We start from the raw sequence: 26,094 nt of genomic DNA on the forward strand, positions 1-26,094 counted from the left end.
TTTTCTTGATTGAAATTTTTCCTCATCTTTTACAACTTTAACACAAAAAAAAGAATCGTAATACATGGACTTTTTCTAGTCAATATCATTACGATTCACTATTTAAATTAGCCATTTACCATATAAACCATACGGTCTTTGCCATTAATATCGAAAACTACTTCAACATTTGAATTCGGATAAGCTTTCCTTAAAATGTCTGCAACCTGTTCACCTTGATTGACACCTACTTCAAATGCAACCAGTGATTTTTCTTTTAATACTTTAGGTAAGTCATTTGAAAAACGACGGTAAAAATCAAGACCATCTTCGCCACCTACTAAAGCACGGTATGGTTCATGATCCTTAACTACTTCATCTAAACCCAACCAATCCTCATGCGGAATATACGGCGGATTTGATACAACAATATCAACCGTCTTATTTTCATCGATAAAGTAATTCAGTAAATCATTGTGTATAAAGTGGACATTCGCCTGTAACTCTTGTGCATTTTGTTTAGCAACTTGGATAGATTCTTCTGCAATATCAACTGTATGAACTGTTAATTGTTTATTTTCAAGCGCAAGTGAGATTGCAATCGCCCCACTGCCAGTACCTACATCTACTAGTTCAAGTTGGTCTGTATTTTTCCAATGCTTTTGAATACGATGCAGTACACCTTCAACTAACTCCTCTGTTTCTGGTCTTGGAATTAGTACTTCTTCATTAACGAAGAACTTTCGTCCATAAAAGTATTCATATCCTATTAAATATTGAATTGGTTGGCCATCTATGTGCTTATGGACCAATTCTTTAAACTCCATCCAATGATGCTCTTCTAAATCTTCTCTCATATTTAGCAATAATTCTGTTCGATTGTAGTCCAAAATATGTTTTAATACAATTTCACCCACATTTTCATCACGACCGTGTTCTTGTAAAAAAGAAGAAGCCCATTTTAGGGCTTCATATATCTTTGTTGTCATTATTGACTTTGTTCCATGCGTTTTGCTTGATCATCCATAATTAACGCATTAATAATTTCGTCGATTTTACCTTCAACGATTTGATCAAGCTTTTGAATTGTTAATCCAATTCGGTGGTCAGTTACACGGTTTTGTGGGTAGTTATACGTACGGATACGTTCAGAACGATCACCTGTACCTACAGCTTGCTTACGATTTTGATCGTATTCTGCTTGTACTTCTCTTTGGAATTTATCGTAAACCCTAGCGCGAAGAACCTTCATCGCTTTTTCTTTATTCTTAATTTGTGATTTTTCATCCTGACATGATACAACAGTATTTGTAGGAATATGAGTTAAACGCACTGCAGACATCGTTGTATTTACTGATTGACCACCAGGACCACTTGAAGCAAATGTATCTACACGAATATCTTTTTCATGAATTTCAATTTCAACTTCTTCAGCTTCCGGTAAAACTGCTACAGTTGCAGTTGAAGTATGAATTCGACCACCTGATTCTGTTTCAGGAACACGTTGAACACGGTGTGCACCATTTTCAAATTTTAGTTTTGAATATGCACCTTTACCATTGATCATAAAGATAACCTCTTTAAATCCACCTAGTTCTGTATAGTTACCTTCAATGATTTCTGTTTTCCAACCGTTAACCTCAGCAAAACGGCTGTACATACGATATAATGTAGCAGCAAATAATGCAGCTTCGTCACCACCCGCAGCACCACGAATCTCAACGATAACGTTTTTATCATCGTTAGGATCTTTTGGAATTAAAAGGATTTTTAAACGTTCTTCTAGATCCTTTGATTCGTTTTCCAAATCATTTAATTCTTCTTTAACCATTTCGCGCATATCAGCATCAAGCTTCTCTTCAAGCATAGCTTTTGCATCTTTAATTTGCTCTTTAACTGATTTGTATTGACGGTATACATCAACTGTTTCTTGTATGTCTGACTGTTCTTTTGAGTATTCACGTAACTTTTTTGAATCGTTTATAATTTCCGGGTCACTAAGTAAATCGTTTAATCTATCATAGCGATCCTCTACAGCTTGTAATCGATCAAACATAATTTTCACCTCGACATTTTCGTCTTAAATATATATCGAAAGAAGCGATTCTAAATCGCTTCTTTAATTCTAAATTCTAAGGTAAAAGCGCCTAAAACACTTTATCCACAATTATAATTGTCCATTTCCGAAACTAGCTTTTCGATCATATTCCATTCAGAGCTGAGCAAGCTTTCTCCACATTTCTTAGTATATGGTCTTAATAGCTAATTTTCAACCTACTATAAAATTAATCGTTCTGACTTTGGAGTGCTGGTTGAACTGTTTTCGTTGGTACTTCGTGACAGTGACGACATCTTGGTTCGTATGATTCAGATGCACCTACTAAAATAATAGGGTCTTCAAATAAAGCTGGTTTACCATTTATTAATCTTTGAGTTCTACTTGCAGGTGAGCCGCATGAAGCGCAAACTGCGTTTAATTTTGTTACATGTTCTGCAATTGATAATATTTCAGGTACTCTACCAAATGGTAAGCCTCTAAAATCCTGGTCTAAACCTGCACAAATCACACGTTTTCCAGAGTTAGCAAGTTGTTGAACTACCATAACTATTTCATCGTCAAAGAATTGAATCTCGTCGATTGCAACTACTTCAACTTCTTCTGTTACGTATTTAAGAATATGTGATGAGTGTGTTACTGCATAAGCAGGTACTTTCATACCTGTGTGAGACACCACTTCTACTTCACTGTATCGATTATCAATGGATGGCTTGAATGTAACACAGCTTTGCTTAGCAAACTGCGTACGACGAACACGGCGAATTAGTTCCTCTGATTTTCCAGAAAACATACTTCCGCAAATCATTTCAATCCAACCATTTTTTTTCATCATAAAGAACATTATGTGTCTCACCTTTCTATATCAGTACGAAGACTATTTTATTATTTATTTTAAACAGCTGTTAATTCAGCAGTATTTATAATTCATGTAAGTATCTTTTAATATTTATATAAAAATTCACTAAATTGAATTAGAGTTATATGTTATTTGACTATAAATGCGTAAAAAAAGCAGGCAAAGTAGCAATAACTCGCCTGCTTTTCATCAATATTACTTAAGGCCGTATTTTTTGTTGAAACGTTCAACACGTCCTGCAGCGTTAGCAAATTTCTGACGTCCAGTGTAGAATGGGTGAGAATCAGAAGAAACCTCAACTTTGATTAGAGGGTAAGTTTCGCCATCTTCCCATTCGATTGTTTCGTTAGAATATTTTGTTGATCCGCTTAAGAATTTGAAACCAGTGTTAATATCCATAAACACTACTTTCTTGTAATTAGGATGAATATTCGCTTTCATGTCTTTCATCTCCTTCCGCCCTGAAATCCTTGAAATCAGAGTTATAAGAAACCATGTGTATACCACATAATTTACATTTCACATACAAATGAAATTATAGCAACTAACCCGGGAGAATGCAACCCACTATTTCTCTTTCAGATTTCTTATATCTTCCAACTATTTATTAGAGACTGGCGTTTTTCTACTTTCTTCAGTCATCGTATTGAAGAAATCTTCATTTGTTTTCGTTTGACGTAGCATTCTGAAATAACGTTCAACAAAGTCTGGAATATCTGACATTGTTTTTCGCATTAACCATAGCTTGTCCAGATGATCTTTTGGTATTAATAGATCTTCTTTACGTGTTCCAGAACGACGAATGTCAATTGCTGGGAAGATACGGCGTTCAGCTAATGAACGATCTAAGTGAAGCTCCATATTACCTGTACCTTTAAATTCCTCATAAATAACATCATCCATACGTGAGCCAGTGTCGATTAGAGCTGTTGCTAAAATCGTTAAACTTCCACCTTCTTCGATATTACGTGCAGCACCGAAGAAACGTTTTGGTCTATGGAATGCAGCAGGATCAATACCACCTGATAACGTACGACCACTTGGTGGAATAACTAAATTATACGCACGAGCAAGCCTAGTAATACTATCCATTAAAATAATTACATCTTTCTTGTGCTCTACTAGTCTCATAGCGCGTTCTAATACTAATTCAGCAACCTTTATATGACTATCAGGAGTTTCGTCGAAAGTCGAACTTACAACATCTCCTTTTACAGAACGTTCAATGTCCGTTACCTCTTCTGGTCGCTCATCAATTAGCAATACAATTAGTTCAGCTTCTGGGTGATTTGTTGTGATGCTATTTGCAATTTCTTTTAATAACTCAGTCTTACCGGCTTTTGGAGGGGCAACAATTAAACCACGTTGACCAAATCCTACTGGGGCGATCATATCAATAATTCTTGTAGAAAACTTAGCAGGAGATGTTTCAAGCTTCATTTGTCTATTTGGATATAATGCAGTTAATCCCGGGAAGTGAACACGTTCTTTAGCATTCTCAGGATCGTCTCCATTAACTGCTTCTACTTGAAGTAGACCAAAGTATCTTTCATTTTCCTTCGGTGGGCGTACTTTTCCTGATACCTTATCACCATTCCGCATATCAAAACGACGAATTTGAGATGCAGAAATATAAATATCTTCTGAACTAGGTGAATAATTAATTGGACGTAAGAATCCATATCCTTCTGAAGGGATAATTTCTAGTACACCTTCCATGAACATTAATCCATCTTTTTCCGCTTGCGCTTTAAGGATTGCAAAAATAAGTTCTTTTTTCGTTAATTTGCTGTAATACGAAATTTTCATTACCTTCGCGTGTTCATACAAATCTTTTAATTTCATGTTTTCTAATGCAGAGATTGTTAAACTCATATAACACCACTCTTTACTTTTATTCGTTCAAATTAGGGTTTTCTTAATTCGGAAGGTTATTTAGAAGGTTTTTTGAAGGAAACTTACATAAAGTATTACTCTTTAGTGTAACCTTTTCCCCTAAAAATATTCTAAGTAATTAGAATTAATAGGTTTACTATCTATTGAGATTATAATTCGAAAGAGTTTTTTATGCCAACTATTTTTCGACTAAACTATTTAATGACTCTTCCCTTTGGTAAATAAAGGAAAGAGTCATTATTCTACTAAATTAATATCTAGATTTTGATTCGTTAACAAAGAATTTAATTCATTATTACCCCTCATCAAAACCAAGCTTTTAAGCCGTTTGATTATTTAATAACTAGGTTTGGTTTTTTGTTTAGGCTGTGACGTCCATCTACAAAACGAACAGTTCCTGATTTAGCACGCATAACTAATGATTGCGTAGAACCTACATTCCCTTTGTATTGTACACCTTTTAGTAATTCTCCATCAGTTACACCAGTTGCAGCAAAAATTGCGTCGTCACCCTTAACTAAATCGTCCATATATAATATACGGTTTGGATCTTCTATACCCATGCGTTTGCAACGTTCGATTTCTTCTTCATTTTGAGGTAATAACTTCCCTTGAAGTTCTCCACCTAAGCATTTTAAAGCAACTGCAGCGATAACTCCTTCTGGCGCTCCACCGCTTCCAAATAAAATATCAACACCTGTGTGATCAAAAGCTGTGTTAATTGCACCCGCAACATCACCATCGTTAATTAGTTTAATTCGAGCACCTGCTGAGCGAATTTCTTCAATTAACTTCGCATGACGTTCTCTATTTAATACTGTTGCAACGACTTCATTAATATTTTTTCCTTTTGCTTTTGCTACAGCTGTTAAGTTCTCAAGAACAGATGCATTGATATCAACTTTACCAACCGCTTCAGGTCCTACTGCAAGTTTCTCCATGTACATATCAGGAGCATGCAATAAATTACCATGGTCAGCAATTGCAATAACTGCTAAAGCATTCCATCCACCAGATGCCACGATATTTGTACCTTCAAGTGGATCAACTGCTACGTCTACTCTTGGACCATATCCATTACCAAGCTTCTCACCGATATAAAGCATTGGAGCCTCGTCCATTTCCCCTTCTCCAATTACAACTGTTCCCTTCATAGGAATCGTATCAAATACGTCACGCATTGCTGTTGTAGCAGCATCATCTGCTTCATCCTTTTTACCTAAACCCATCCATTTTGCAGATGCTAGTGCCGCTGCCTCAGTAACACGTACTAACTCCATTGATAAACTTCTTTCCATTCAAAACTCCCCCTTTGATGTAAATGAAAACTATCTTAATTATGTTAAACTGGAGTATATAGACACCCAATCTTACGCATTTTTCAATTGTTCAACTTCTTGACTAGTTAGTTGAACACGCCATACATTAGCTCCTAATCCTAAAAGCTTTTCTACTAAATCCTCATATCCCCTATCAACATGCTCTAATCCAGTTAGTTCTGTTTTACCTTCTGCAATTAGGCCTGCTATAACTAAAGCTGCTCCAGCACGTAAATCACTTGCTTTTACACGGCCGCCTTGTAACTGTGAAGGTCCGGAAATAATAGCTGTACTACCTTCGACTTTAATCGTTGCACTCATTCTTCTAAGCTCATCAATATGCTTAAATCTTGCACCATAAATTGTATCAGTAATAACGGCTGTCCCATTTGCCTTCGTTAACAGCACTGAAAACGGCTGCTGTAAGTCAGTCGGAAACCCTGGATAAACTAAAGTTTTGATATCTACTGATTTTAGTTCTCTATTTGATCCTGAAACGATAATTTGATCGTCATTTGTATCAATATCTATATTCATTTCTCTCATTTTAGCTATAAGTGATTCCAAATGGTGTGGAATAACATTATCTACAATAACCTTGTCCCCTTCTTGCACAGTTGCAGCAGCTAATATTGCATAAGTTCCTGCTTCAATGCGATCAGGGATAATTGTATGTGTGCAGCCAGATAGTGATTCTACTCCATCTATTCGAATTACATCAGTACCTGCACCTTTAATTTTAGCACCCATACTTGTTAATAAAGTAGCTACATCGACAATCTCAGGCTCTTTTGCAGCGTTTTCAATAACGGTTCTACCATTTGCTAAAACCGCTGCTAACATGATGTTAATCGTTGCACCAACACTCACTACATCTAAGTATATACGTGCACCCTTTAGTTCTTCTGCCCTTAAATAGATTGCACCTTGCTCATTTGTTACTTTTGCACCTAAAGCTTCAAAACCTTTTATGTGTTGATCAATAGGTCTTGGTCCAAGGTAACAGCCACCTGGTAAGCCTATAACCGCTTGCTTAAATCTGCCTAACATTGCACCCATTAAATAATAAGACGCTCGCAATTTTTTTACCTTCCCACTTGGAAGTGGCATTGCAACCATATTTGTTGGATCAATCATTATTTTTTCATCAGATATTTCTACTTGACCACCTATTTCCTCTAAAAGGTCACATAGTGTTTGAACATCTGAAATAGAAGGAACTCCTTCAATTGTTACAGGTGAGCTTGCTAAGATAGTTGCTGGGATTAAAGCCACTGCACTATTTTTGGCACCGCTAACACGAATTGTCCCTTTTAAAGGTATACCGCCTTCTAATACAAGCTTTTCCATAGTATACTCCCTTCTAAATGAGCAGAAGAAAATAGTAGAGAAGTAAAGTTTTAAACTTCTCAACCGTCGAATAGTTTCTACCTATTTTCTCCAAAATTCTACTTCTCTAATCTTAGTTTATACGAGAGCCACAGTCTAATATAAAGACTTTTGCTTCGAATTGGTTAATTACAATATCTTGAATTTCAATAAAAGTTCAGTAAAACCTTTAAATAAATCTTAATTAGTTAATAAAGTAGAAATAGATATTTGGTAAATTCTTAACTAGACCTATACTAATTCTAATCATTATTAGCTTATATCTTCAAGTCTAAATGAAAAAACATATAAATTTATTGCTAAAAAACGGCTTTGTTAAACAAGAAAACCGTCTAAACATAATTTAGACGGCTTAATTTATTATAATATATCATATTTTAAGCTAAAAAACTTAAAATATTACGCTTTGTTGCTAGTACCGAACTCACGGATCTTGCCAGCTACTGTTGCGATAATTGCTTCGCGACCTGGTCCAAGAACTTTACGTGGATCGTATTGTTTTTGATCATTTGCAACAAATTCACGTACAGCTTTATTGAAAGCAATTTGGTTCTCAGTGTTTACGTTAATTTTTGCAGTACCACGAGCGATTGCTTTTTGAATTTGTTCAGTTGGGATTCCAGTTCCACCGTGTAAAACTAATGGTACATTAGTCTCGTTACCGATTTGTTCCATTTCGTCGAAACCTAATTTCGGTTCACCTTTGTATGGTCCATGAACAGAACCTAAAGCTGGAGCTAAGCAATCAATGCCAGTACGCTCAACTAGTTCTTTACACTCTGCTGGGTCTGCATAAATAATGTCTCCAACAACGTGATCTTCTTGTCCACCAACAGTTCCTAATTCAGCTTCTACAGATACACCATGAGAGTGAGCGTAGTCTACAACTTTTTTAGTTGTTTCAACGTTTTGTTCAAATGGATCGTGAGAAGCATCAATCATAACTGAAGTAAATCCAGCGTCGATTGCAGCTTTACATGCTTCGAAGCTTGAACCGTGATCAAGATGAATTGCTACAGGTACAGTAATTTTTAAATCGATTAATAAACCTTCTACCATCTTTACAACAGTATTAAATCCACCCATGTATTTAGCTGCACCTTCAGAAACACCAAGAATTACAGGTGATTGTTCTTTTTCAGCTGCAGTAAGAATAGCAAAAGTCCACTCTAAGTTATTAATATTGTATTGACCAACAGCGTATTTACCTTCTTTTGCTTTATTAAGCATTTCAGTCATAGATACTAAAGGCATTTTAAGCCCTCCTTATATACTCTTTTATGAAAATTAATCTGCACCCATAATTTTACTAACAAGAATATAATGCTACAAATTGTTCTTTATTATGTAAATTATTAGGTATTTATATCACAACATAAGAATACAAAAAATGAAATGAAAACACAACAAATATCATTTAATGTTCGTTTTTTCGTAACATTTTGGACATTCATAACATATTTAAAGCGATTTTATCCACAATTTCCGAAAACGCTTACATTTTTAAGATAAAAATAAAAGCAGATGGTCCGCTACCCATCTGCTATTTTACTGCTGAGATTGTGGTTGTGAAGTATGTTCTCTAACAACCTTTTTAATTTCATCAATATCAAATGGTTTTGGAAAATATTGTAGTGCTCCTAATTTTTTAGCTTCTTCGATAATATCGAGTTCACCATAAGCCGTCATCAAAATAACTTTAATATCTTTATTAATTTCTTTGATTCGCTTAAGAATCTCCACTCCGTCCATACCTGGTATTTTCATATCAAGAATAACTAAGTCGGGACAATCCTTCACTACAATATCAATTGCTTGAAAACCATTAGCTGCCTGAAATACCTCATAGCCTTCTTTTTTGAAAATTTCGTGTAAAAGCAAACGAATTCCGTACTGATCGTCTACTATAAGTAATTTACTTCCCAAAAATAGTACCACCTTTCTAAACCAGATAACCTTGCTTAAAAAAATACAAATTCCCCTAAATTTTTACATTCTACTTAAAAACCTTTTTTCCTGCATACGTTTGAAAAAATTTACAAAAAATTACTTTTTTAAATTTTTTGTATCTATCTAAATTACAGTATAATGGTTAGACCATACTTTTATAAGAGGGGATATTACTTAATGTTAAAAATTTTTTCGACACAATTGAATGGAGTATTTCAAAAAATAGTTAAGAAAGAGGAAGTAATTGAAGATGCTTCACGCTTTCTAGCTCAGGCAGTTATAGGCGAAGGATGCGTATATGTTCATGGCACTAAAGAATTCGCTGGTATCATTTCAGAAATAACTGATGGAGCAGAACGAAACGACTCCATTAAACCTTTGTTAATTAACGGCGAAATCCAGTCATTATCTCCAGTAGATCGAGTACTTTTATTTACAAGACAGACGGATGACCAAGAAGCTATTTTTCTTGCTAAGAAACTATCAGAATCAAACATCGGATTAGTGATCGTCTCTACCACGATTAATGGAGAAGACCATTTATCAGAACTAGCTGATGTATTTATTAACTATGAATTAACAAGAAAGCTTGTTCCAACTGACGAGGGAGACCGAATCTGTTTACCTACCCTACTTACTGGATTATTTATTTATCATTGCTTACTACTTACAATGAGTGAAATCCTATCAGATTTCGACTGAAAAATAATTCTAAAATAACAAAAACACCCAACACGATTTTAATAAAATCTGTTGGGTGTTTTTTATTTCCTTAACCTCGGTTTTGTAGTGATGCTCCTACAAAATCTCTGAATAATGGTTGTGGTCTATTTGGACGAGAAATAAACTCTGGGTGGAATTGAGAAGCTACAAACCATGGATGATTTGGCAATTCAATAATTTCTACTAAACGACCATCAGGGCTAGTACCTGAGAATATAAATCCTTCTTGTTCCATTTGTTGACGGTATTCATTATTGAACTCATAACGATGACGGTGACGTTCGTAAACAACTTCATCTCCGTATGCTTCATATGCTTTTGAACCTTCAACTAATTTACATGGATATAAACCTAAACGTAATGTTCCACCTAAATCTTCTACATCTTTTTGTTCTGGTAATAAATCAATAATTGGATAGTTAGTAGTAGGATCGATTTCAGCCGAGTGAGCACCTTTCAAACCTAAAACATTTCTAGCAAATTCAATTGACGCAATTTGCATACCTAAACAAATTCCTAAGAATGGTACGTTATTTTCACGAGCAAATTGTGCAGTTAAGATTTTTCCTTCTACACCACGGTCACCGAATCCACCTGGTACAAGAATTCCATCTACATCGCTTAAAAGTTCATTTACATTAGCTGATGTAACTTCTTCTGCATTAATCCATTTAATTTCAATTTCGCTATCAAAAGCATAACCTGCGTGCTTTAATGCTTCTGCTACTGAAATATAAGCATCTTGTAATTCTACATATTTACCAACAAGAGCGATTTTTGTTGATTTAGTTAAGTTTTTAACTTTGTCCACTAATGAAATCCACTCTGTCATATCTGCTTCATTTGTTTGTAGTTTTAAATGATTACATGCGATACTGTCTAATCCTTGAGCTTGTAATGCTAATGGGATTTCGTAAAGAGTATCTGCATCTACACATTCAATTACATCTTTAGCATCTACATCACAGAATTGAGCAATTTTATCTTTCATTTCTTGTGGTACAGATGTTTCTGAACGTAATACGATGACATTTGGTTGAATACCAATACTACGAAGTTCTTTTACACTGTGTTGTGTTGGTTTTGTTTTTAACTCACCAGCAGCTTTAATATAAGGTAGAAGTGTACAGTGAACATACATTACGTTGTCACGACCTACGTCGCCTTTAATTTGACGAATAGCTTCGATAAAAGGTAATGACTCGATATCACCAACTGTTCCACCGATCTCAGTGATAACAACATCAGCATTCGTTTCGCGACCCGCACGGAAAACTTTATCCTTAATCTCATTTGTAATATGTGGGATAACTTGTACAGTTCCTCCTAAGTAATCTCCACGACGTTCTTTTTGTAATACCGTAGAATAAACTTTACCACAAGTTACATTATTGAATTTAGTAACGTTAATATCAACGAATCTTTCATAATGACCTAAGTCTAAGTCTGTTTCTGCACCGTCATCTGTAACGAAAACTTCACCATGTTGGTAAGGACTCATTGTTCCTGGATCTAAGTTAATGTACGGATCGAATTTTTGAATTGTTACATTTAATCCTCGGTTTTTTAGAAGTCGTCCTAAAGATGCTGCAACAATCCCTTTACCAAGAGAAGAAACTACGCCACCTGTTACAAAAATATACTTTGTCATAATTGAGCCCCTTTCATTTTTAGCATTCGTATTTTATTTTTCCTTACAAGAAATTACAAAGCTAAACCTTTATAAAAAATTATTTAATAACATTTTGTATGCATGCTTTATTGTCATCCAAAATTGGGTTGTTTCATGCAAATTTTTAACATTTGAATCTAAAGCAAACATTTCATTTATTGTTTTATTACATTAATTATTTGTAAAAAAACAAAGACGCCCCCTATTAAAAATAGGGAGCGTCAAAATATATTTCGTTCTTTTTAAAGAGCCCAATAAGAATTCTACTCATTCAGTACTTAAAAGTCAAGAACTTATCGTTCTTCTTCCTCTTCAAATTCATCTAATTCTTCATCTTCTTCATCTTCTAGCTCTAGATCTTCATCATCTATTTCAATGTCTTCATCGTCTTCATCGATTTCTTCGTCATCAAACTCATCAGTTTCATCATCATCAACTAGATCTTCATCTAACTCGTCTAATTCAAGTTCTTCTTCTTCAAACTCATCTTCTTCAGATGCGTCATAATCTTCGAATTCATCTTCTTCTTCCAATTGTTTACGTTTCTTCTTAGGTTTTGCAACAGGTAATACTTCTTCTTCTGCTTGATCGTATGGGTACCAAGCACGTAATCCCCAACGATTTTCACCTAAACATACGAAACGACCATCAATATTTAATTCTGTATAAAACTGAGGAAGTTTTTCTAATAGTGCCTCTCTAGTTACACCTAAAACTGTTGCCATTTGGTCAACTAAATCGTAAAAAGAAATAGGTTCCTTTGTTTCAGAAAAAAGTTCATATGCTAATTCAATAAGCGATAATTCTTTTAATTGCTCTTCCGAGTATTGCTTTAAACTCAAGGTAAGCACTCCTTTAAAAATAATATTTTCACCATAATTTAATAACATTATGTATAAATTTTACTAGTTAGCTATAAAATACATATCTTTCATTATAAACAAAACTAAGTTAAATATGCTAGCACCTTGTCTATATTTTTCAATATTAGATTAATTTTTTGCGAAAATAGTAAAATGAGCGCCTAAAAGACGCCCATTCTACCTAACTCCAGTCACATGCCATTTTTGCTGTCTTAAAGCAGGACAAACGGCTTTTCAAAATTCTTTTTACATATTTCTACGGTATTGTCCGCCTACTTCATATAATGCTTGAGTAATTTGCCCTAAACTAGCAACGCGAACAGTATTCATTAGCTCTTCGAATAAATTGCCATTTTGACGAGCAACTTGTTTTAATTGTTCTAAAGCAACCTGTGCTTCTGATTTATGTTTCACTTGGAATTGTTCGACATGATCAATTTGCGATTGTTTTTCTTCGTAGCTTGATCTAGCGATTTCCATTGTATTAATTGATTCCATTTGTTCGTTCGGATTGATGTAAGAGTTTACTCCTATAATTGGAAGTTCACCATTATGTTTAAGTGTTTCATAATAAAGTGACTCTTCTTGAATTTTGCCACGTTGATATTGAAGCTCCATCGCACCTAATACGCCACCACGGTCACTGATTCTCTCAAACTCTTTTAAGACTGCTTCTTCTACTAAGTCTGTTAGCTGCTCAATGATAAATGATCCTTGGATTGGATTTTCATTTTTCGATAGACCATTTTCCTTTTGAATAATAAGCTGAATCGCCATTGCACGACGCACAGATTCCTCAGTAGGAGTTGTAACAGCCTCATCATATGCATTTGTATGAAGTGAGTTACAGTTATCATATAAAGCCAGTAATGCTTGTAACGTTGTACGGATATCATTAAATGCCATCTCTTGAGCATGTAATGAGCGACCAGATGTTTGGACATGGTATTTAAGTTTTTGACTACGTTCAGATGCACCATATTTTTCTTTCATCGTAACAGCCCAAATTCTTCTCGCTACACGGCCTATTACTGAGTACTCTGCATCAAGTCCATTACTAAAGAAGAACGATAAATTATGTGCAAAATCATCAATTTTCATTCCTCGACTTAAATAATATTCAACGTAAGTGAATCCATTTGATAAAGTGAATGCAAGTTGTGAAATTGGATTTGCTCCAGCTTCAGCAATGTGGTATCCAGAAATAGAAACTGAATAATAATTACGAACACTATTATCAATAAAATACTGTTGAATATCGCCCATCATTTTTAAAGCGAATTCTGTTGAGAAAATACATGTATTTTGCCCTTGATCCTCTTTTAAAATATCAGCTTGAACAGTACCACGAACTTTTTGTAAAGTTACTCGCTTGATTTCTGTGAATTCTTCAACTGTTAAAATTCGGCCTAATTCTTTTTCTTTTATTTCAACTTGTTGATGGATAGCAGTATTTAAAAACATAGCTAAAATAATTGGTGCTGGACCATTAATTGTCATAGAAACAGATGTTGAAGGACTACATAAATCAAAACCATTGTAAAGTTCAATCATATTATCTAAAGTACATACATTTACTCCACTCTCACCAATTTTCCCAAAAATATCAGGACGAATTGCTGGGTCTTCTCCATATAGAGTTACTGAATCAAATGCTGTACTTAAACGTTTAGCTGGGTCATTCTCACATAGATAGTGGAATCGTTTATTCGTTCTGCTTGGAGGTCCCTCACCAGCAAATTGTCTCTTCGGATCTTCATCTTGACGCTTGAATGGGAATACTCCAGCTGTAAATGGGAAATATCCAGGCACGTTTTCTTTCGCTACCCATCTTAATAAATCTCCATAATCTCGATAAGTAGGTACAGATACTTTCGGTATTTTTGTACCCGATAAAGTTGTCGTTGTTAATTCAATTTTAATTTCTTTATCTCTAATTTTTTGAATTAGTTGATCTTGTGAATATGCTTCCTTAATCAATTTAAAATGATTAAGAGCTTGTTTTGTAGATGGAGCAAGAGATTCTTCAAATTTATTTTTCAAATCTACTAGTGTATTTTTTGCATCTTCAATATTTAGTGACTCTATTTCAGACAGTGTTCCTTCAATTTGATAAAGCTTTGAAGCTTTTGCTGCCTCGACTTCAGTATTTTCGTGATAGTTTCTTACAGTTTCTGCAATTTCTCTTAAATAGAAACGACGATTACTTGGAATAATGACATGTTGTTTCTCCACATTACCCGGCTTAATATATGTCGTATTCCACTCATTTGTAGTGTGTTTTTCAATTGATTTTGTTAAAGCTAAAAATAAATTATTAGTTCCTGCATCGTTGAACTGGCTAGCTATTGTTCCGTATACAGGCATTGTAGCGATATCATCATGGAAAAGATGGCGACTACGTTGATATTGTTTTTGAACAAGGCGTAATGCATCTTCTGAGCCTTGACGTTCAAATTTATTAATTGCAATCAAATCAGCAAAGTCAATCATATCAATTTTTTCTAATTGAGAAGGTGCTCCAAATTCACTTGTCATAACATACAGGTGAATATCACTGTACTGAGTAATTGCAGCGTCACCTTGACCTATACCACTTGTCTCAACAAAAATAACGTCAAAATCAGCTGATTTTAAGATTGAAATAGTATCCTCTAATGCATTTGAGATTTCAGATTGACTATCTCGAGTAGCTAAACTTCTCATATACACATTTGGATGGTGAATTGAATTCATACGAATACGATCACCTAATAATGCCCCACCTGTTTTACGTTTTGTTGGGTCAATTGAAACAATACCGATTGTTTTTTCTGGAAACTCTTGAATAAAACGGCGTACTAGCTCATCTGTTAATGAACTCTTACCCGCTCCACCAGTACCAGTCATACCAATTACTACACTTTTACTAGTTTCTGATTTTTCTAATGTTGCGGCCATCTCTAAGCTTGAATCTAGAGAACCTTTATTTTCAGCTAAAGTAATAAATCTAGCAATTTCTTTATGATTTGTAGCAGATAGTTTTTGAATGTTTTCTAAGTCCTTCAAAGGTGGAAGAAAATCTGTGCTTTGTAACATATGATTAATCATTCCTTGAAGTCCCATTATACGTCCATCTTCAGGTGAATAGATTTTAGTAATCCCGTATTCTTCTAACTCCTCTTGCTCTTTAGGCAGAATTACGCCACCGCCGCCTCCAAATAACTTGATGTGAGAAGCGCCTCTTTCTTGAAGCAAGTCGTACATATATTTAAAGTACTCCATATGTCCACCTTGGTAGGAAGAAATTGAAATACCTTGTACATCCTCTTGAATTGCTGCGTTAATAATTTCTTCAACAGAGCGGTTATGGCCTAAATGAACAACTTCAACACCATTTTCTTGCAATAATCTTCTAATCATATTGATTGACACGTCATGGCCATCAAATAAGCTTGATGCAGTAACGAAACGAATCTTGTGCTTAGCTTGATACTTTTCTACCATACTAATCATCCCCCAGAATTATAATTGCCTTTTTTTGTAAAAGAAAACTTGGTAAAGGGCATCCCATATTCCTTGTACCAAGCGATCATAATCATTCGTAATGCGAATAGAAGAATAAATATTATTTTTTATAGCATTCTTGAGATTACTAGTCTTTGAATTTCTTGTGTTCCCTCATAGATTTGAGTGATTTTAGCGTCTCTCATAAAGCGTTCCACCGGATAATCCTTCGTATATCCATAACCACCAAAAACTTGTACTGCCTCTGTTGTAACCTTCATCGCAGTATCTCCTGCAAGTAATTTAGACATAGCAGATTCCTTACCATATGGAAGTCCATTAGATTCTAACCATGCAGCTTGATAAGTTAATAGACGAGAAGCTTCGATACTTGTAGCCATATCTGCAAGTTTAAATGAGACACCTTGTTGAGCAATAATTGGTTTACCAAATTGAACACGCTCTTTAGCATAATCAACTGACGCATCTAAAGCACCTTGTGCAATACCTACTGCTTGAGCAGCGATTCCATTTCTACCACCATCAAGAGTTTGCATCGCGACTTTAAATCCTTTACCTTCTTCACCTAATAGGTTTTCAGCTGGGATACGGCATTCTTCAAAGATAATTTCAGTTGTTGGTGATGAACGAATACCTAATTTACTTTCTTTCTTACCAACTGAAAAACCTGGTGTATCACTTTCAACGATAAATGCAGAAACACCGTGTTTATTTGTAGGATCAGTCACCGCAAATACTACGTAAATTTCCGCTTCTCCACCGTTAGTAATAAATATTTTTGAACCATTTAATATAAATTCGTTTCCTTCTTTTCTAGCAGTCGTTCTCATACCACCAGCATCTGATCCAGATCCTGGTTCAGTTAATCCATAAGCACCAATTTTTGTACCTTGTGCTAACGGTTTTAAGAATTTTTGTTTTTGTTCTTCCGTACCAAATTTATATATCGGCCAACTAGCTAATGAAGTGTGAGCCGATAAAGTTACACCCGTTGAAGCACAAACTCTAGAAAGCTCTTCAACCGCGATAACGTAAGCTAAATAATCACTACCGATTCCACCATATTCCTCTGGGAATGGAATACCTGTTAATCCCAACTCAGCCATTTGATCAAAAATTGAACGATCAAATTTTTCATGCTCATCACGCTCAGCAGCTGACGGAGCAACCTCATTTCTAGCAAAATCTCTTACCATTTTACGAATCATTTCATGTTCTTCACTTAAACGAAATTGCATAGATCATTTCCCCCGATTTTTGCTAGGACAAGGATCACAATCAAATAAGAGGTTTTAATTAAAGATAATTATTTTATATCCTATTCCCCTTAACAAAATTGCTCCCTTATCACTGCCATGTTGTTTTTGTCGATATTTGTAAGCGTTAACAAAATATTTTGTACTTTAACTAAAAAGATAGTCTACTTCGTATAATATTAGACAAAAATCTGAAAATTCCTGTTATTTTTTGTAGAAAAATTTTTAAGTCTGGAAGGAAGGAAAAACAAGATCAAGTTAATAGGCAAAAGTAGAAAAGCAAAAAAAATAACAGCTTAAGGGAGGCAGTACTTAGACAGAAGGATATATTTCCCTCCATACCTTTCCTGCTCTTCCCATACCCTGCTATTCTTGCGTTCCCCTCTTATCGTACCTCTACTAAGACTGCGTCTCCTTGGCCACCGCCGCTGCAGATTGCAGCAATTCCTAGGCCTCCGCCTCTTGCTTTTAGAGCATTAATTAAAGTTACGATGATTCTTGCACCACTTGCTCCAATTGGATGCCCTAGAGCAATAGCTCCACCATTTACATTTATTTTTTCTAAAGGTATATCCGCTATTTTCGCACTTGCTAAAATTACTGCTGCAAATGCTTCGTTAATTTCAAATAAGTCTATATCTGACATCTTTTTATTTGTTTTTTGTAATAATTTTTGAATGACATATCCTGGAGTTTTAGGGAAGTCCTTTGCTTCTACAGCCATTGATTCTGTTGCAACGATTGTAGCTAAAGGTAAGTAGCCATTTAGTTTTGCTTCTTCCTCACTCATTAATAAAAGTGCTGCACCTGCGTCATTTAATCCAGGTGCATTTCCAGCTGTGATTGTTCCGTCGCGATCAAATGCTGGTGATAGCTTAGCTATTTTTTCAATCGTAGTATCTTCCCTTGGACACTCGTCTACTTCTATTTTGGTTACGACTCCTTTTTTGCCAACGGACTCAACCGCTACAATTTCTTCTTCAAATTTACCTGTTTTAATTGATTCAACCGCAAGTTGTTGACTACGAAGTGCCCACTCGTCTTGTTGCTCACGAGATATGTCTTCGATTTTAGCAACTTCATTTCCATATGTACCCATATGAACACCAGTAAATGAACAAGTTAAACCATCTACTAGAAGACCATCTTTTAACTCTGTATTCCCCATTTTATTTCCCCATCTTATAGAGGTTTGATAATAAGGTGTATTACTCATGGATTCCATTCCACCTGCAACAATCCGTTTACTTTCGCCAGATCGAATCAATAAATCAGAAAGCATAACACTACGCATACCAGATGCACATACTTTATTTATTGTTTCTGATCTTGTTTCCCAAGGTAATCCTGCATTACGAAGTGCTTGTCTTGACGGTAATTGTCCTTGTCCACCTTGTAAAACTGTTCCCATTATTACATCATCAATCATTTCTAATGGATGGTTAACACGGTTCAATGACTCTTTAATTGCGATACCACCTAACTGGGCAGCAGTAAAGCCTTTTAAGGCACCTCCAAAACGTCCGATTGGTGTACGAACTGCACTTACTATAACTGTTTTACTCATCCCATTTTCCCCCTTAAAGTTTGATCTATTTCTCCTTTATAATAAAATCCTATAATCAATCAATTCACTAAATAAAAGGCGGTTTAAAACGTTGCCGGGCAGTCTGAAAGGTGTACAAGTTGCACACCTTTCATTGCTATTTTATGAAGATTGAAAAGTTATAGAACTTTTATGAAGCTTGGTTTTGTTTGTCACCAAAAATCGATAACTCTAAAAGCTCTGCTATATCTAGTGTTTTAACATTCTCTTCGACTTCTTTTGCTTTTGTTCCATCTGATAGCATTGTTAAGCAATACGGACAACCTGTTCCAATTACATTTGGACTAACTGCAAGTGCTTGTTCAGTACGTGTTACATTAATACGATTACCAACATGCTCTTCCATCCACATTAATCCTCCACCCGCTCCACAGCACATACCTGTTTCACGCTTACGCTCCATTTCAACTAGTTTGACACCAGGAATTGCACGAAGAATATCCCTAGGAGCTTCATAAACTTCATTGTATCGACCTAAATAGCATGAATCATGGTAAGTAATCACTTCATTTACTTGATGAACCGGCTTTAACTTACCTTCTTTAACCAATTGAGATAATAATTCTGTATGATGATAAACTTCTATTGATAAACCAAAATCAGGATATTCATTTTTAAATGTGTTATAAGCATGTGGGTCAATTGTTACTAATTTAGTTACTCCCGCTTTTTCAATTTCTGCGATATTATTACTTGCTAACTCTTGGAATAAGAATTCTTGACCTAATCGTCTAGGTGTATCGCCAGAATTTTTCTCTTTATTACCTAAAATTGCAAACTTAACTCCAGCTTCATTCATTAGTTTCGCAAATGCTAATGCGATTTTTTGGCTACGGTTATCATATGAACCCATTGCACCAACCCAGAATAAGTATTCAATTTCTTCTCCTGCTTTCTGAGCTTCTTTTACTGTTGGGATATGGATACTTTCGTCAAGTTCTCTCCAGTTTTCACGGTCTTTACGATTTAATCCCCATGGGTTTCCTTGACGTTCGATATTTGTCATTGCACGTTGAGCATCAGGTTGCATCTTACCTTCTGTTAAAACTAAATAACGACGTAAATCAATTACCTTTTCAACATGCTCATTCATTACTGGACATTGATCTTCACAGTTGCGACAAGTTGTACATGCCCAAATCTCTTCCTCAGTAATTACGTCACCAATTAAACTTGGACTATATTCTAATGTTGCTGCTGATTCTTGTTTTCCTTGTGAAGCAAATGCTAATTGATTTCCTTTTGTTTTAGAAAATGCAACTGTTGGAACCCAAGGTGCACGAGACGTTACAACAGCCCCTGTTTCAGTTAAATGATCACGAAGTTTTAAAATTAAATCCATCGGTGACAGCATTTTTCCAGTTGCAGTAGCTGGACATACATTCGTACAACGACCACATTCTACGCAAGCATATAAGTCAATTAACTGTGATTGACGGAAGTCGCTGATTTTTCCAACACCAAATGTCTCTTGTGTTTCATCCTCAAAATCTATTTTTTCTAATTTTCCTGCTTTCGTTAAACGATTAAAATACACGTTCGCTGGACCAGCAAGTAAATGTGCGTGTTTTGATTGAGGTACATATACTAAGAACGTTAAAAGTGAAATTAAGTGAGTCCACCAAGCAACATAAAATAACGAAATGGATAAAGGCTTACTAATACCATTAAAAATCGTTGCAATTAATGATGCGATTGGTTCGTGGAAACTCGTTGCTTCACCATGCCAAATGATTCCCATGCCATTACCAAATAGTGTTGATAACATTAATAAACCAATAAAAATAAGAACTAAACCGCTTTTCCAACCTCTTTTTAGTCGAACTAACTTTTCAATATATCGTCTATGGAAGGCCCAAACAACTGCCACCAATATTAGTAACGCAATGATTTCTTCAAAAAATGTAAATGCACCATACAAAGGTCCAAGAGGTAAATGTGCGCTAGGAACAAGACCTCTTATAATAAAGTCTAAAGCCCCTGCTTGAACTAAAATGAATCCATAAAAGAATAACAAATGAATAAATCCACTTTTCTTATCCTTCAATAGCTTTTTTTGTCCAAAAACATTGACCCAAATTTTTTGAAAACGTTCTTTCAAGTTTCTTTCAAATTCTTCTTTTTTACCTAATTTAATGTAGGCAAGTCTTGTTTGAATCAGGTAAATGAATAAATAAATTGCATAAACTGTAATTGCCACAAACCCTAGTGCGTTCAAATACAAAAGTGCATGATTCATGATGTATTCCTCCCCCAATTTTCCCGGTTATAAAAGAAAACGCTTACTGTTTAAAAATTTATAACCATAATAATATTCAGAAAATATATAATTTAATTATATTATGAATGACTATTCAGTCAAATACTTTTTCATAATAAATTGGCTCTTTTTCATATTCTTCAATGGAAATGGTCATACTATCAACACGTAAAAGGTAAAGGAGTTTAATTATATGATTCTTTGCATTTGCTTAATTGCTCTACTCTTTCTTATACTCCTTGCTAGCTTAGATCTTTATTTTGGCTATAAAGCCTTTCATAAATATGATAAAACTTGTCCATTTAAAAAAAGATATAGCGAAACAATATTAATAACAGATGGTAATGATTTGTACAAGCATCTTCTAGACGACATAACAGAAGCAAGTAGTAGCATTTCTATGCTTTTTTATATTGTTCGAAATGATGATACATCTGAAAAATTTTTATCATTACTTGAAAGAAAAGCTCGGGAAGGATTAGAAGTACGCCTCCTTGTTGATTGGATCGGAAGCTTTAGACTAAAGCGTAAAAGAATAAAAAAACTAAAAGAAAATAACGTGGAAGTACTTTTTAATCGGAGAATTGGATTTCCATATACTCTCTATCGGTTTCAACATCGTAACCATCGTAAAATTACAGTAATAGATCAAAAAATCGGCTATTTTGGTGGTTTTAATATTGGCAAAGAATATATTGGCTTTGATGAAGACTTAGGTTATTGGAGAGATTATCATATTCGAATGACAGGTGAAGGTGTAAAAGATTTACACATTCAATTTTTAATAGACTGGGTTAGAAGTGGCGGAGAATCCTTTGCGCTAATTAATGACGATGAATTAGTAAAAGGAGAAATCGAGCACCACTTCTATTCGTCGGACTTTGTACGCATTGAGAACCTATATAAAGATTTAATAGATCAGGCAAAAAATCATATTTACATTGGTACACCTTATTTTATTCCAACAAAAAAATTGATGAACGCACTTCTTGCAGCTCTTAATCGAGGCGTCCACATATGCGTAATGGTGCCGGAAAAAGAAGATCACAGACTAGTTAAAGAGGCGAGTTTTCCACATCTCCTTTTAATTTTAGAAGGTGGTGGGGAAGTTTTTCATTATCAGAAAGGGTTCTTTCATGCCAAAGTACTACTAATCGATGATCATTACTGTGATGTAGGTTCCGTTAACTTTGATCGTAGAAGTCTTTGCATAAATGATGAATGGAGCTGTATTTTTTCGAGTGAATCTTTCATAATGAAGATTAAAGAAATATTTACAAAGGACTTAGAACGCTCAAAAACTTATCCTACCCAGCATTATAAAAATACAACATTCTTATGGAAGTGTCGTAAGCTTTTATCTAAGCTTCTTTCTCCATTAATGTAGTCCTTTGTACGTATACAAAAATCAAGGAAGAGGTGAACAAAATATGATCATTCGATTTGGGTACGTATCACATGCATTATCATTATATAATTGTTCACCTGCAAAAACTCTTACATATACACGTTATAAAGCCCTTGACCTGGACGAACGTTTAGAGAAATTAATTTATGTTACATCGCAAAATATTGAAAATACGTATAGAGCACTTCATTATAATGTGGGACAACAAATCCCCTTATATAGAATGTCCTCTTCAATGGTCCCTTTGGCGACTCATCCAGATGTAGAATTCGATTATATAAATATTTTTCACAAACAATTTAAAGAAATAGGCGATTTTATCAAAAAGCATGAATTAAGAGTTAGTTTTCATCCTAACCAATTCACGCTTTTTACAAGTGATAAACCTCATATTACTGATAATGCTGTGATTGATATGGAGTATCATTATAAAGTTCTTGAAGCGATGGGTATTTCAGACCAAAGCGTCATTAATATACATATTGGAGGAGCTTATGGCAATAAAGAGCTTGCGATCCAACGTTTTTATGAAAATATAAAAAAGCTCCCTACTCACATAAAAAAACAAATGACGTTAGAAAATGACGATAAAACGTATAATACCGCTGAAACACTAATGGTTTGTAAAAACGAAGGTATTCCGCTCGTATTTGACTATCATCATCATATGGCAAACTTATGCGAAGAACCGTTAGAGAGATTATTACCCCTTATATTCTCTACTTGGGAACATACATATTTGAAGCCTAAAATTCATATTTCATCTCCGAAATCCGATAAAGAGTTTAGAGCGCATTCAGATTTAATTGACCTTCATTTTATTAAGCCCTTTTTTGACATCGTCAGATCAATTGGAAAAGATATCGATATAATGATTGAATCGAAAAAAAAGGATTTAGCTCTATTGCAATTAATGGAGGATATGTCGAAATGGAGAGGTTATAAGCGAATAAGTGGTGGGATGATCGAAGTTATTTAAGTTGAGTTCCAAAGACATAACAGCAAAAATAATGGTGTTAAGAATTATTCTAACGCAGCCCTTAAGGAAGTTTAACTTACCTTGAGGGTTTCTCTTTTGGCTTTAAACTAACTGATTAATTATGGAAAGAAACAATGATATGATGGTTTATAGATGAAATTAAACAGTATTTTTTAAAATGCTTGGAATGTAATTCAAGATGAAGTGTACTCAGCTACAAATGTAAAATGGTTAACTACCGATCATACTTCTGCAACATGTACTTATCAATTGAAGGCTATTTGAAAGGAAACTTTGTAGTCGGCATGGTAGAGCTACCAATGTATTTAGAAAGCCATGGTGTTTGGCTGGTTATTCATGAGCATTTGAACGGTATTTCCTAAGCCTTTATTCTTTTATGGGGTTAGTAATGTTATTTGTATAAAAAAACACTCAGATTATTAATCTGAGTGTTTTTCATTACTATTTTGCCAGCCATCAGTGTTATGTTATCGTTTCCATTATTTTTTATAACGATTATTGCACCCATGACATCCTTCATTATTTTTTCGTTGATCATTATTACTTTTTCTTAATCCGCCGACATCATTATAGTCATTTTTTTTTTTGACTTGATGCTTTTCATTGTTGTTGTATTGTTTGTTTTGATTCAGTGATTCATGATGTTCAACTTGATTTTTATGATTCCATTGACGTTGCTTATTTCCCCAGTGCTCATCTTGATGTCTATTGTTCTGAACTTCTTTTGAATGACCATTAACATTATTTTTTTCTTTTTCGATTGTAGGTGACTTTAAACTAGATTTATTGTTATTAGTTTCGCCTTTTGTCACTTTCGTTGAATTAGAATTAAAACTTTTTTCTGGTTTATTTTGATTTTGGCTTTGGTTTTGAGTTTTAACCTTTGGCTGTTCTAAATTCTTAGAATTTGGGATATTAATATGATTATTACTATCTTGAATATCCTTCAATTCATGATTTAGCTCACTTTGTTTATTTTCAAATTCTTTTCTCATCTCACCAGTTAATTTGATTATTTCATCTGGTTTAATTACTTTAGATTTCTCCATTTCATCAACTAAATCATCCATAACTAAATGTAGGGACTCATTTTTCCAGTTATCCATTTTGTTGATCAATTGTTTACCTTGTTCATTGTGACCTTTTAATGCAATGACCTTTAACTGTTTGTCCAATATTAAAGATACCTTTGCTTCTGAGTCAATTGTAACCTTTCCTGCTGCCAATGCTTCATTGATGTTCAAATTGACAAATATAAAAGAAAAAAGAATCAATCCACTCGCAATTACGACAGGTATCAATTTAGGGATGCTCAATTTCATTTTTTTATTTAAAATGATTGCATTGTTGGGGAACTGAATTTCTTCACCGATCGAATAGGATGACAATAATTTTTTACATTTTAAGTATTCACCGTTAGCTGTTAGTACAACTACGGAAGAATGATTAACTTTTAAAACGATACCATTGTTCATCTTCAGTTCCCCCTCTTTAAATAGTTTTTTAAATAAATATACTCATTGACGATAATGATACTCATGGCAATTATATATTTTCTATGTTTTTCTAGCGATTTTCGACTTATATTAACTTTAGTTTCTAGTTTTTTCATCGGTAATTTTTTCTTTTTATATAGAAAAGTTAACATTTCTTCATCAGATGTAACTAGGTCTACAACTGAAAAAATATGCTCCCTAGTATCTTCATGTTTAGGCGAAACCTCTACTAAAGTTTCTAATGAAATTCCAAATTGTTTAAGCATCTCACTGAAATGAATAATTTCTTCTTTACGATTTACTTCATCAAAGTTTTTTATATAAGAGCTATACACATGGTCATCATATTGTTTATGTATATCATCTGAACCGGTTTGTTCTGAGGTCAACGATTGGTATTTAGATTCCTTGCGAAAATAATCGATTAATTCTCGTTTTATGATCAACTTTGCAAAAGATAGAAATGACGAACCTTTTTTGTATGAATATAGTTTAATAGCTTCATGAAATGCATTTAAACCGATACTAAATTCATCTTCTTGATTAGTAATATATCTTCCACAAATAGTGGAAACAGTTTTGTTTATAAAAGGAGTATATTGAACGATAAAATCATCTAATTCTTTTGATGAAGACTGTTGTATTGTTAATACAATATCTTCAATTTTTTCTTTTCTTTTATAAAGCGTCTGAAAAATTGTAAGTAACAAGACCCGATCTCCTTTCAAAAGAGGATTGCTTAGCCATAAAAACTTAAAGGCGCCTCCACTCATTATATAATTAAATGAATGTATGAGGCACCATTTTAATTTTAACCGTTAAACTTAAGCATATCGCATCTTATGAAATGTTTCA

The 26,094-nt window shown here is 34.4% G+C and carries 20 protein-coding genes; 3 read left to right on the forward strand and 17 right to left on the reverse strand.

Annotation, left to right across the window (positions count from 1 at the left end):
* Positions 1-107 precede the first annotated feature (107 nt).
* The 9 genes from prmC to COJ46_RS08180 all read right to left on the reverse strand — a co-directional run bounded on the left by prmC (position 108) and on the right by COJ46_RS08180 (position 9,424).
* The gene (gene prmC / locus COJ46_RS08140; RefSeq protein ID WP_097974864.1) at positions 108-968 is read right to left on the reverse strand and encodes a peptide chain release factor N(5)-glutamine methyltransferase; all 861 of its coding nucleotides are present in this window, start codon (positions 966-968) and stop codon (positions 108-110) included.
* A complete protein-coding gene (gene prfA, locus COJ46_RS08145) occupies positions 968-2,035 on the reverse strand; it encodes a peptide chain release factor 1 (protein ID WP_025671037.1) in 1,068 nt (355 codons plus the stop codon). Before prfA ends, prmC begins: the two co-directional genes overlap by 1 nt.
* 229 nt (positions 2,036-2,264) lie before the next feature.
* Positions 2,265-2,879 (reverse strand): thymidine kinase, encoded by a 615-nt coding sequence (locus COJ46_RS08150; protein WP_097974862.1) that lies wholly within the window; start codon positions 2,877-2,879, stop codon positions 2,265-2,267.
* Positions 2,880-3,089: 210 nt separating this feature from the next.
* Positions 3,090-3,335: a type B 50S ribosomal protein L31 gene (locus tag COJ46_RS08155; RefSeq protein ID WP_025671035.1), complete on the reverse strand. Its 246-nt coding sequence runs from the start codon at positions 3,333-3,335 to the stop codon at positions 3,090-3,092.
* Between the two features lie 159 nt (positions 3,336-3,494).
* Positions 3,495-4,769 carry a transcription termination factor Rho gene (rho, locus tag COJ46_RS08160; protein ID WP_025671034.1) on the reverse strand — a complete coding sequence of 425 codons (1,275 nt, stop codon included), beginning with the start codon at positions 4,767-4,769 and terminating at the stop codon, positions 3,495-3,497.
* A gap of 353 nt (positions 4,770-5,122) precedes the next feature.
* A complete protein-coding gene (glpX, locus tag COJ46_RS08165; RefSeq protein WP_056469239.1) occupies positions 5,123-6,088 on the reverse strand; it encodes a class II fructose-bisphosphatase in 966 nt (321 codons plus the stop codon).
* Positions 6,089-6,160: 72 nt separating this feature from the next.
* A complete protein-coding gene (locus tag COJ46_RS08170) occupies positions 6,161-7,459 on the reverse strand; it encodes a UDP-N-acetylglucosamine 1-carboxyvinyltransferase (protein ID WP_097974860.1) in 1,299 nt (432 codons plus the stop codon).
* A gap of 438 nt (positions 7,460-7,897) precedes the next feature.
* The gene (locus tag COJ46_RS08175) at positions 7,898-8,752 is read right to left on the reverse strand and encodes a class II fructose-bisphosphate aldolase (protein WP_069033722.1); all 855 of its coding nucleotides are present in this window, start codon (positions 8,750-8,752) and stop codon (positions 7,898-7,900) included.
* Positions 8,753-9,046: 294 nt separating this feature from the next.
* Positions 9,047-9,424 (reverse strand): response regulator, encoded by a 378-nt coding sequence (locus COJ46_RS08180; RefSeq protein ID WP_025671030.1) that lies wholly within the window; start codon positions 9,422-9,424, stop codon positions 9,047-9,049.
* 201 nt (positions 9,425-9,625) lie between these two features.
* On the opposite strand from COJ46_RS08180, the gene COJ46_RS08185 reads away from it, so the two are divergent.
* A complete protein-coding gene (locus tag COJ46_RS08185; RefSeq protein WP_176522481.1) occupies positions 9,626-10,150 on the forward strand; it encodes a DUF2529 family protein in 525 nt (174 codons plus the stop codon).
* Positions 10,151-10,220: 70 nt separating this feature from the next.
* Here COJ46_RS08185 and COJ46_RS08190 read toward each other — a convergent pair whose 3' ends face one another.
* The 6 genes from COJ46_RS08190 to COJ46_RS08215 form a co-directional block, all read right to left on the reverse strand.
* Positions 10,221-11,822, reverse strand: a complete 1,602-nt coding sequence (locus tag COJ46_RS08190) for a CTP synthase (protein WP_025671028.1) — start codon at positions 11,820-11,822, stop codon at positions 10,221-10,223.
* A gap of 314 nt (positions 11,823-12,136) precedes the next feature.
* Positions 12,137-12,685, reverse strand: coding sequence for a DNA-directed RNA polymerase subunit delta (gene rpoE, locus COJ46_RS08195; protein ID WP_097974857.1), 549 nt, complete (start codon positions 12,683-12,685; stop codon positions 12,137-12,139).
* A 267-nt stretch (positions 12,686-12,952) separates the two neighbouring features.
* Positions 12,953-16,192, reverse strand: a complete 3,240-nt coding sequence (gene icmF, locus COJ46_RS08200) for a fused isobutyryl-CoA mutase/GTPase IcmF (protein WP_097974855.1) — start codon at positions 16,190-16,192, stop codon at positions 12,953-12,955.
* Positions 16,193-16,320: 128 nt separating this feature from the next.
* A complete protein-coding gene (locus COJ46_RS08205; protein WP_097974853.1) occupies positions 16,321-17,451 on the reverse strand; it encodes an acyl-CoA dehydrogenase in 1,131 nt (376 codons plus the stop codon).
* A 403-nt stretch (positions 17,452-17,854) separates the two neighbouring features.
* Complete coding sequence (locus COJ46_RS08210; protein WP_097974851.1) at positions 17,855-19,036, reverse strand: acetyl-CoA C-acetyltransferase; 1,182 nt, start codon at positions 19,034-19,036, stop codon at positions 17,855-17,857.
* 169 nt (positions 19,037-19,205) lie between these two features.
* Positions 19,206-21,314 (reverse strand): (Fe-S)-binding protein, encoded by a 2,109-nt coding sequence (locus tag COJ46_RS08215; RefSeq protein ID WP_097974849.1) that lies wholly within the window; start codon positions 21,312-21,314, stop codon positions 19,206-19,208.
* Positions 21,315-21,528: 214 nt separating this feature from the next.
* Between COJ46_RS08215 and cls the strand changes: the two genes are divergently transcribed.
* Together cls and uvsE are read left to right on the forward strand one after the other, a co-directional pair.
* Positions 21,529-22,722 (forward strand): cardiolipin synthase, encoded by a 1,194-nt coding sequence (gene cls, locus COJ46_RS08220; protein WP_097974847.1) that lies wholly within the window; start codon positions 21,529-21,531, stop codon positions 22,720-22,722.
* 43 nt (positions 22,723-22,765) lie between these two features.
* On the forward strand, positions 22,766-23,722 hold the full coding sequence (gene uvsE / locus COJ46_RS08225) for a UV DNA damage repair endonuclease UvsE (RefSeq protein ID WP_097974846.1): 957 nt from the start codon (positions 22,766-22,768) through the stop codon (positions 23,720-23,722).
* 500 nt (positions 23,723-24,222) lie between these two features.
* Here the strand turns inward: uvsE and COJ46_RS08230 are convergent, their stop codons facing one another.
* Entirely contained in the window at positions 24,223-25,218 is a 996-nt protein-coding gene (locus tag COJ46_RS08230; protein ID WP_097974844.1) for an anti-sigma factor domain-containing protein, read from the reverse strand.
* A gap of 2 nt (positions 25,219-25,220) precedes the next feature.
* The gene (gene sigI / locus COJ46_RS08235; RefSeq protein WP_286133487.1) at positions 25,221-25,949 is read right to left on the reverse strand and encodes an RNA polymerase sigma-I factor; all 729 of its coding nucleotides are present in this window, start codon (positions 25,947-25,949) and stop codon (positions 25,221-25,223) included.
* Positions 25,950-26,094 lie beyond the last annotated feature (145 nt).

This window comes from Bacillus sp. AFS077874, assembly GCF_002566505.1.
In the GTDB taxonomy this organism is placed as follows: domain Bacteria; phylum Bacillota; class Bacilli; order Bacillales; family Bacillaceae_G; genus Gottfriedia.